Origin of the sequence: Flavobacterium sp. AG291 (assembly GCF_003350375.1) — a bacterium.
GTDB classification, from domain to species: domain Bacteria; phylum Bacteroidota; class Bacteroidia; order Flavobacteriales; family Flavobacteriaceae; genus Flavobacterium; species Flavobacterium suzhouense.
In genome coordinates this window covers 40,817-51,410 of record NZ_QQAR01000021.1, presented here as the reverse complement: position 1 = coordinate 51,410, position 10,594 = coordinate 40,817, and the positions used below count along the sequence as shown (strand labels likewise).

The window sequence follows — 10,594 nt, the reverse complement described above, 5'->3', positions numbered from 1 at the left end:
TACGGCAAACTGATCAAACAGATCAGCCCTGACAGTGAGGGATGGGATGGTACCTTCAACGGTGTACAGGTACCGGCAACCGACTACTGGTTTACGGTAACCTACCCTGAATATGACGGAACAACAACCGTGATACGTGAATTCAAATCGCATTTCTCACTGAAGAGATAAGAATATATACTCAATAAATACATAATGAATAAATTTTTAATTGCTCTTTTATTTCCTGTTTACTGCCTGGCGCAAATACCTGCTTACTATAATACCATTGACTTTAGCCAGACAGGCAATACTTTGAAAAACCAGCTTTCGACATTAATAACAACAACACATACAAATGAACTGACATATACCCCTGAGGTATGGGATGCTCTAAAACAATCTGACCTGGATCCTGATAACGCAAACAATGTTTTTCTGATCTATGGTTATAATGATACTGATTCCAACAATGATAATGACAGAACAAGAAATAAAAACCTAAGCTGTCATACTACCAGTTGCGATGGGCTTTGGGTAAGAGAACATGTGTTTCCACGCTCTCTTGGTACTCCAAATCTGGAATATGTAGGTCCTGGGGCAGATGCTCATCATTTAAGAGCTATTGACTCAGACATGAATAACGACAGAGGAAACAACCGTTTTGCTGATGGTTCAGGCAATGCAGCTGTAATAACCGGAGGTTATTTTTATCCTGGTGACGAATGGAAAGGAGATGTAGCCAGAATGATGATGTATATGTACTTAAGATATCCAACACAGTGTCAGGCAGTAATTGTAGGCTCCGGCAGTGCTACTTTTAGTGCAGATATGCCAAATATATTTTTGGAATGGAATGAAGAAGATCCTGTTAGTCAATATGAAATGAATAGAAATACTGTTTTGCAAAATATGCAGGGAAATCGAAATCCGTTTATTGACAATCCTTATCTGGCAACACGTATATGGAACGGACCCGAAGCTGAAGATAAATGGGGACTGCTAAGCAATGAAGATTTTGTTGCCGAAAACATAACCCTCTATCCTACCCTAACCACCGGAATAGTATATATAAACAATGTACAGGAAGCAAAAAGTTATACTGTCTACAATAATGTAGGACAACTTATAAAATCTGAACTAACCCAAAACAGCATCGACCTGACAAATTATGCAGCCGGATTGTATTTTATAAAAATAAGTAATGAATACTCGGGCAAAACCTTTAGGGTTATCAAGCAATAGCAAAGAATTTAGGTAGTTTTTTTTAATAGTTTTCATTAACATCTAACCCTGTGTTTACACACAGGGTTACTTTTTTTAATATGGATAACATATTTCTAACAGACAGTTGATAGAAACAACACCCCTAATTAACATGTGAGCGTCATTTTTGTATCCCACTGAAAATCAACACACACAAAAACAATTACTAATCAAAAATTACACACGTGAAATTAAAACAACAACAAACCTTACGGAAATTTTTTATTTTACTCTTCTTTCTGACGGCTGTCACTGCATGGTCCCAAACTTATACAATTAACAGAGGGATTAACGTAGTAGAAAATACTGTAACAGGTATTGACATTAATTATAATGGTGTTAATACTTGTGTTACAAGTCCAAGCAATCAAAATGCTAATATCCAGATGATATTAACTGCTCAGCCGGGATATAGCTTTACAGTGACTTCTATTTCGGGAGTAGCAGTTAGAAGTGGTTCCGGTAAAAACGATTTCAACTTCCAGTTTATAAATGGTTCATCTATTATAAACGGAACGAAACTTGTCAATTTCACTTCAACAAGCAGCTGTAGCGGTGGAACAACAGTACCTAATATAAACGTTCCGGCTGCAAGCCAAACAGTAACATCCGGAAATTCAGCTACAATAAATATTGTACGAGGTACCAGTAATGGTGTTGCCGGTACGGGGTATTCCCACATGAAAACACTTAACATAATCGTTACTGTCTCGGGCCCATCTGCACCTGATTTAGGAGGAAATGCTACTCAAACATTTACATACGGTACGGCAGGAAATTACAGTTATACCTTAACAGGTTCCCCTGCTCCTACTGTATCTGCTACTCTAAATCCTTCAGGAAGTCTTCCTTCAGGGCTAACTCTAAATACTACAAACAATCAGATAAATGTTGCAGCTAATACTCCTGTAGGAGTATATGACATAATAGTTTCAGCAACTAATAGCCAGGGTACTGATACTCATAATGTATCATTAACGGTAAACAAAGCCGATCAGACAATTACATTTTCAAATATCACGAAAAATTATGGTGACGCCGATTTTAATCTTACCGCAACAGGCGGTTCGTCTGGCGAACCGATAACCTACGTAAGTTCAAATCCTGCGGTTGCTACTATAGTTGGCAGTACTGTTACTATAGTTGGAGCCGGAACGGCAAATATTACGGCATCACAGGCAGGAAATACAAACTATAACGCTGCTACTGATGTGGTGCGTACGTTAACAGTAAACAAGGCAAACCAAACTATAAGTAATTTTAACGACATTACTAAAACATACGGAGATGCCGATTTTAGCCTTACAGCTACCGGAGGCGCTTCTGGCCAACCCTTAACATATACAAGCTCGGATAACAATGTTGCAACTATAACAGGAAATACTGTTACTATAGTTGGGGCAGGAACAACAACTATTACAGCCTCTCAGGCAGGTAACGACAACTATAATGCTAGTAGCCTTACTCGTACTTTGACAGTAGCCAAAGCAGGACAATCAATAACATTTTCCGATATTACAAAAACCTATGGCGATAGCGATTTTACATTAACTGCAACCGGTGGTGCTTCGGGTGAAACGATAACTTATGTAAGCTCTAATACTTCAGTTGCTACAATTTCAGGAAATATAGTAACTATTGTAGCTAACGGAACTACAAACATAACAGCATCTCAGGCAGGAAACGTTAATTATGATGCTGCTACAGATGTAGTAAGGACATTGACCGTAACTGCAAAACCTATTACTATAACTGGTATTACTGCAAATGATAAAACGTATGACGGAAATACAGATGGAACAGTTAGTGGAGCATCAGTTACTGCTTCTGAAATAGTAGGATCTGATGACGTTGCATTAGGAAGCTATACTGCTTCATTCAATAATTCTTCAGTTGGAACTTCGAAACCCCTAACTATAAGTTACCAACTTACAGGTACATCGGCAAGCAAATATATTCTTACTCAGCCAAGTGGAATTGCTGCAGACATTACAGCAAAGCAATTAACCATTAGCGGAATACAAATAAACAACAAGACCTATGATGGTAACGCATCGGCTACAATTACCGGTACACCTGTACTGAATGGTATTGTAACTCCTGATGATGTAACTTTAGATACTACGGGAGCAACTGCTACATTTAGCGACCCTAATACAGGAGCTGCGATTCCAGTAGTGGTAACAGGTTACAGCCTTACAGGAACCTCTATAGCTAATTATACTTTAGAACAGCCACAGGGACTTACGGCTAATATAACAAGTATTGCTCTTCAGGATCAAACCATAACATTCAATTCCCTTGCTAATGTTACTTATGGTGATGCTGATTTTAACCTTTCGGCTACAGCCGATTCAGGTTTAAATGTTACTTATACGAGTTCTGATACTTCAGTAGCTACAATAAATGGAAATACAGTAACAATTCTCAATCCGGGAACTACTGTAATTACAGCCAATCAATCAGGCGACAGCAGTTACAATCCTGCTCCTGCCGTACAACAACAGTTAACTGTAACACCGAAAACACTTACGGTTTCTAATGCTACGATAACTGATAAGACCTATGACAAAACCACAACAGCAGTGGCTAACGGAATTTTATCAGGTGTTATTAATAGTGATAATGTAAACTTAGTATCAGCAGCAACATTTACAACTGATGATGCCGGAAACAATATTCCTGTTACAGCGCAGTATTCTATAACAGGTACTGATACCTTTAAATATACGCTAACACAACCTACTGTAACCGGAAACATTCTTCCTGCAACGCTAACACTTGCAACTCCAACAGTTGCAAATAAAGCTTATGATGCTACTACTTCAGCAACTATAACAGGAACACTTACAGGAATATTAGGCGGAGATACTGTTACGTTAAATGGTACAGGTACATTTGCTTCTGAAAATGTTGGAACCGGTATAGCGGTTACTTCCAGCGCTACCCTATCGGGAGCAGATGCTACAAACTACACATTAACACAACCTACAGGACTGACAGCAAACATTACATCTTTGGCATTAACTGTTAATGCTACAGCTACAGATAAAATATATGACAGAACGACTGATGCTAACATTACTGTTTCTCAGATTAATGGTCTTGTATCAGGTGATGATGTTACTGTTACAGGAAATGGTACTTTCAATAATTTTAATGTAGGTACTGCAAAACCTATAACGGCAAACCTTACATTAATAGGTACAGATGCAGCAAATTATACACTTACTCAACCTACAGGACTAACAGCGTCTATTACTGCTAAAGACCTAACGGTTAACACCACTGCAACTACCGTAGCCGATAAAACATACAATAATACAACAACTGCTACTCTGGTTACTCCAACATTGACAGGTGTTGTTTCCGGAGATGAAACATTAGTAACCCTGACAGGAGGTAATTTTGTACAGGCAACTCCGGGTACGGGTATAACAGTAAACAATCTTAGTTTAAGCGGAACAGCTGCAACAAATTACCTGCTTATCCAGCCTGCTACGCTTACAGGAAATATTTTACCTAAAGCCCTTACAATAACAAATGCAGCCGCTCAAAATAAAGTTTATGACGGAAACACAACAGCTGTTATTACAGGTACACTTTCAGGTATTATAGGAACAGAAACAGTAACATTTAGTGGTACTGGTACTTTTGCCTCCGAAAATGTTGCAAACGGCATTACTGTTACCTCGTCAAACACACTTTCAGGAACAGATGCCACAAACTATACACTTACAGAGCCATTAGGGCTTACAGCTAATATCACTGCCAAACAACTTAATGTTACTGCTACAGCTCTTGATAAAACTTATGACCAAACTACCAATGCAACTGTAAACAATGCTCAACTTGTTGCTTCCGGAATTATCGTGGGAGACGATGTTGCATTAACTGCAACAACTGTATCGGGTACTTTTGCTAACAGTGGTGCAGGAAACAATAAAAACGTTACAGCAAACTTTACTTTACAGGGAATCGATGCTGCAAACTACACCATTGCATCTCAAACTTTCCAGGCTTCAATTACGCCACTTGCGTTAACTGTAGATACTTCAGCTGCGACTGTAGCGCAAAAAACATATGATGCCACAACTAATGGTGCTGTTATTAACGGTGCTACATTAAACGGTGTAATTGCAGGTGATAATGTAAACACAACCGGTGTTTATGCTTCTGCAAATGTTGGAACGGGTATAGCTGTAACATTAAGCCTTTCAGGTTCATCTGCAGCAAACTATACCTTAACGCAACCAACTCCGGGACTTTCAGGAGAAATAATAAAAAAAACACTTACAGTTACAGCTGATAACAAAGCCAAAGCACAGGGAGCGGCAAACCCAGCTCTTACTGTAAGTTATTCAGGATTTGCAGGAGGACAGACAGCTGCAACAGCTTCAGGATTTGTTAGCCCTACATTAACGACAAATGCTGTTGCAGGATCACCGGTAGGTGCTTATGCAATTAATATTACCGGAGGTTCGGCTGATAATTATTCATTTATTTTAAACGACGGATGGTTAGTTATTAATCCTGCAGCGGTTACACCATCAATGCTTTTAGGATGGAACTTTACAGGTGAGAGCAGCCCTGCAACATCCAATGCAGATATTTCAAATACCAACCTGGATTCTTCTAAAACATTAACCAGAGGATCAAATGCTGTTTCTTCTACAGCTTCAAACTCTTTCAGGACTGTTGGTTTTAAAAATGAAGGAATAGCAGTTACCAATAACGACTATTTTGAATTCTCAATATCGTCAAATGAGACATATCAATTGAACCTTAGCAGTATTTCTGCAATTCTTGACGGAACAGTTAGTTTCGGAGCTTCTCCTGGTGTTTCTAACCAATTTGCCTACAGTATTGACGGAACCAACTTTACACTTATAGGTTCTCCAAGCATGACAATAATGAATGCAGCCGGTGATGCTATGAGCATTAATGTTGACCTTTCGGGAGTGACAGCATTACAAAATGTACAACCAAATACACTGATAAAATTCAGATTCTACGCCAGTGGACAAACAACAACGGGAGGATGGGGCTTTAACTCTCCTTCTTCAACGGATTACGGACTTGCAGTTTACGGATCACTTTCGGCTGCACCTGTAGCTCCACAAATAACAAGTACTTTAGCAGCAAACTCTTTTGTAGGAGATTCTGAAATATACCAAATTACTGCTTCGGGTACACCGGTTATCGCTTTAAGCGCAACAAATTTACCAACGGGAGCAACAATAGATAATAATGGTCTTATAACTTTTGACGGTACTACACCTGCAGGTGTATACAACATCAATCTTAAGGCTACAGGATATTATGGTACCGATAGTAAAGTGCTGGCATATACAATAAATAAATTAGACCAGTTCCTTACATTCAGCCCGGATCCGATACCTAATAAATTTGATAATGATGCACCATTCAGCATCAATGTGAGCAACTCTGCTCCGTTAGGAGTAAACTACTCAAGTTCTGATACATCAGTAGCTACAATAACACAGGATGGAACAATTACAATTACGGGAGTAGGTACAGTTAATATAACTGCATCAAACACAGGTGATACAACTTACAATGCTGTAAGTATTACAAGGGCACTAACAGTATTACCTGCACCTCAAATAACAGCAACACCTGCTTCAATATCATTTACTGCGGTACAGGGGCAAGGACCATCGGCTGCAACCCAGCTTACTTCACTAAATGCTATAAATTTACTTCCTGCTTCAGGTGATATTACACTTACAACATCCGCAGGCTTTGAATTAGCTATGGGTATAGGATCTTACGGTACTACCGGAAGCTTTACCTATACCGGTGCAGCTGTAAACCAGACTAATCCACAAATATTTGTACGATTTGCCGCCGGTCAGACACAAGGTACATATAATGGAACTCTTACCATTTCAGGAGGAAATGGCACTATACAAGTACCTCTTACAGCTATTGTAGATCCTGCTCCGGCAATAAACACTACAAATGTTGCTTATGGTCCATACTGTTCAGGAACCGAAAATATTGTAGATATAGCTTATACAGTTCAAGGTACTTTTAGCTCAGGAAGCTTCTATGTTCAGCATTCTGATGCAACAGGAACTTTCCCTAATGATTTCTCAAACATAATAAGTACTTCATCAAATACAAGCCCAATACAGGCTACCCTTCCACCTACACTTGTGGCAGGTAATTATAGAGTCCGCATAGTTCATCTGTCAAGTGGATTGGTACTAACTACCAGTATTAATGACAGTGGTAACGATATCGTAATTAACACTACCACTGCCCCTACAGCAACAGCACTTTCCTTCTGTAATGCTGCAACGGTAGCACAACTTACCGCTACTGGTACAAATCTGAAATGGTATGCGACTGCAAATGGTGGTGCTGAGCTTGCTTCAACAGAACCAGTTACAACAGGTAACTACTTTGTGTCGCAAACACTTAACAACTGTGAGAGTACAAGAACTCAGGTAGCAGTAACTGTAAATGTTACTCCTGCTCCTACAGCAACAGCACTTACCTTCTGTAATGCTGCAACAGTAGCACAACTTACCGCTACTGGTACAAACCTGAAATGGTATGCGGCTGCTAATGGTGGTACTGAGCTTGCTTCTACAGAAGCGATAACTACAGGTAACTACTTTGTGTCGCAAACACTAAACAACTGTGAGAGTACAAGAACTCAGGTAGCAGTAACACTAAATGTTACTCCTGCCCCTACAGCAACAGCACTTTCCTTCTGTAATGCTGCAACGGTAGCACAACTTACCGCTACTGGTACAAATCTGAAATGGTATGCGACTGCAAATGGTGGTGCTGAGCTTGCTTCAACAGAACCAGTTACAACAGGTAACTACTTTGTGTCGCAAACACTTAACAACTGTGAGAGTACAAGAACTCAGGTAGCAGTAACTGTAAATGTTACTCCTGCTCCTACAGCAACAGCACTTACCTTCTGTAATGCTGCAACGGTAGCACAACTTACCGCTACTGGTACTAACCTGAAATGGTATGCGACTGCAAATGGTGGTACTGAGCTTGCTTCTACAGAAGCGGTTACAACTGGTAACTACTTTGTGTCTCAAACACTTAACAACTGTGAGAGTACAAGAACTCAGGTAGCAGTAACTGTAAATGTTACTCCTGCCCCTACAGCAACAGCACTTACCTTCTGTAATGCTGCAACGGTAGCACAACTTACCGCTACTGGTACAAACCTGAAATGGTATGCGGCTGCTAATGGTGGTACTGAGCTTGCTTCTACAGAAGCGATAACTACAGGTAACTACTTTGTGTCGCAAACACTAAACAACTGTGAGAGTACAAGAACTCAGGTAGCAGTAACACTAAATGTTACTCCTGCCCCTACAGCAACAGCACTTACCTTCTGTAATGCTGCAACGGTAGCACAACTTACCGCTACTGGTACAGACCTGAAATGGTATGCCGCTGCTAACGGTGGTAATGAGCTTGCTTTTACAGAAGCAGTGGCTACAGGTAACTACTTCGTATCGCAAACGCTAAATAATTGTGAGAGTACAAGAACTCAGGTAGCAGTAACACTAAATGTTACTCCTGCCCCTACAGCAACAGCACTTACTTTCTGTAATGCTGCAACAGTAGCTGAACTTACCGCTACAGGTACAAACCTGAAATGGTATGCCGCTGCAAATGGTGGTACTGAGCTTACTTCTACAGAAGCAGTGGCTACAGGTAACTATTTCGTATCGCAAACGCTAAACAACTGTGAGAGTACAAGAACTCAGGTAGCAGTAACACTAAATGTTACTCCTGCCCCTACAGCTACATCTCTTAGCTTTGTAAACGAAGCGATAGTAGCAGACCTGACAGCTTCAGGTACTAATCTAAAATGGTATGCTACCTCAACAGGAGGCTCGGAACTAGCAGATACAACACCGCTTGCATCAGGAAGCTACTTTGTATCACAAACAATTAATGGTTGTGAAAGTAGCAGAACGGAAGTGATTGTAACAATTACAATAGAGATCCCTACTCCACCGGCACCGGTTGCAACGGATCTTGAATTCTGTAATGCTGCAACGGTTGCAGATCTTACAGCTGAAGGTACAGATTTAAAATGGTATGATATTGCAACAGGCGGTATTGAACTATCATTAAATAATGAGCTTTCTACAGGTAGCTATTTCGTAACGCAAACCGTAAATGGCGTAGAAAGTGAGAGAACAGAGATAGAAGTTACCATAAATGTAACAGCGCTTCCTGAAGTGATGCCATTAACATTCTGCCAGATAGCAAATACTGCTGATCTAACAGCAACAGGTACAAATCTGAAATGGTATACTACTGATAGCGGAAATACAGAAATAACAGAAAACATCCCGCTTGCTAATGGCAACTATTATGTTTCACAAACTATTAATGGCTGTGAAAGTGCCAGAGCTCTAGTTCCTGTTACTATTAATGTTACTGCATTGCCTATTGCTGAAGATCAAATATTCTGTGAGGGAGCAACAATTGCTGAACTTACAGCAACTATTACCGGTGAAAACCTAAGTATTTATGAATCACTAACTGCTGAAACCCCTCTTAGCGAAAACACGGTAATGACTGCAGCTAGTTATTTCGTATCGCAAACCATAAACGGATGCGAAAGTCAGCTTAAAGAAGTGGTTGTTACAATACATTCTACAGATGCACCTGTGGGTAATACAGAACAAATATTTACTGAAGAAGAACATACAGTTGCTGATCTTGTTGCAGAGGGACAAAACATAAAATGGTATGCTACAGAAGCTGCTGCGCTTGCAGGCGAAAACGCTTTACCTGAAACTACCGTTCTGACATCTGAAACAACATACTTCGCAACTCAGACAATAGATGGATGTGAAAGTAATTCTGTTCTTGCAGTAACCGTAACACTAACACTTGGACGTGATGATGTGACTAAGTTCAGCTTTAGTTATTTCCCTAACCCTGTTACAGACAGACTTCAGATAACTTCAGAAGAATATCTTACAGCGGTAAAAGTATTCTCATTAACCGGTCAATTGGTTATTGACAAACAAATGGATACTCAAAATGCAATTATTGACATGTCAAATTTAGAGTCGGGAGTTTATATCCTGAAATTAAACTTTGAAGATGTTGAGAAAACAGTAAGAATAGTGAGAAAAAAATAGTTTGTTTAAATAGTTTCTATCCAGTACAGGCTGCCAATTGGCAGCCTGTACTTATTATAAAACAACCAAAAAATACTAGTTTACAAAAAAGAAAAGATTCGTTTATAAACACTTAACAACAATGCTTTTATAAAGGTGTTAAATAACCATGCCGTAACTATTTGGCAATATTTATTTAGGCA

At 39.6% G+C, this 10,594-nt stretch carries 3 protein-coding genes; all 3 read left to right on the top strand.

Annotation, left to right across the window (positions count from 1 at the left end):
• Positions 1-9: 9 nt before the first annotated feature.
• The 3 genes from DEU42_RS17785 (at position 10) to DEU42_RS17025 (ending at position 10,412) form a co-directional block, all read left to right on the top strand.
• The gene (locus tag DEU42_RS17785; RefSeq protein ID WP_410501026.1) at positions 10-171 is read left to right on the top strand and encodes a T9SS type B sorting domain-containing protein; all 162 of its coding nucleotides are present in this window, start codon (positions 10-12) and stop codon (positions 169-171) included.
• Between the two features lie 24 nt (positions 172-195).
• Positions 196-1,224 (top strand): endonuclease, encoded by a 1,029-nt coding sequence (locus DEU42_RS17030; RefSeq protein WP_114759540.1) that lies wholly within the window; start codon positions 196-198, stop codon positions 1,222-1,224.
• A gap of 206 nt (positions 1,225-1,430) precedes the next feature.
• Positions 1,431-10,412 carry a YDG domain-containing protein gene (locus DEU42_RS17025; protein WP_114759539.1) on the top strand — a complete coding sequence of 2,994 codons (8,982 nt, stop codon included), beginning with the start codon at positions 1,431-1,433 and terminating at the stop codon, positions 10,410-10,412.
• The last annotated feature ends 182 nt before the right edge of the window (positions 10,413-10,594 follow it).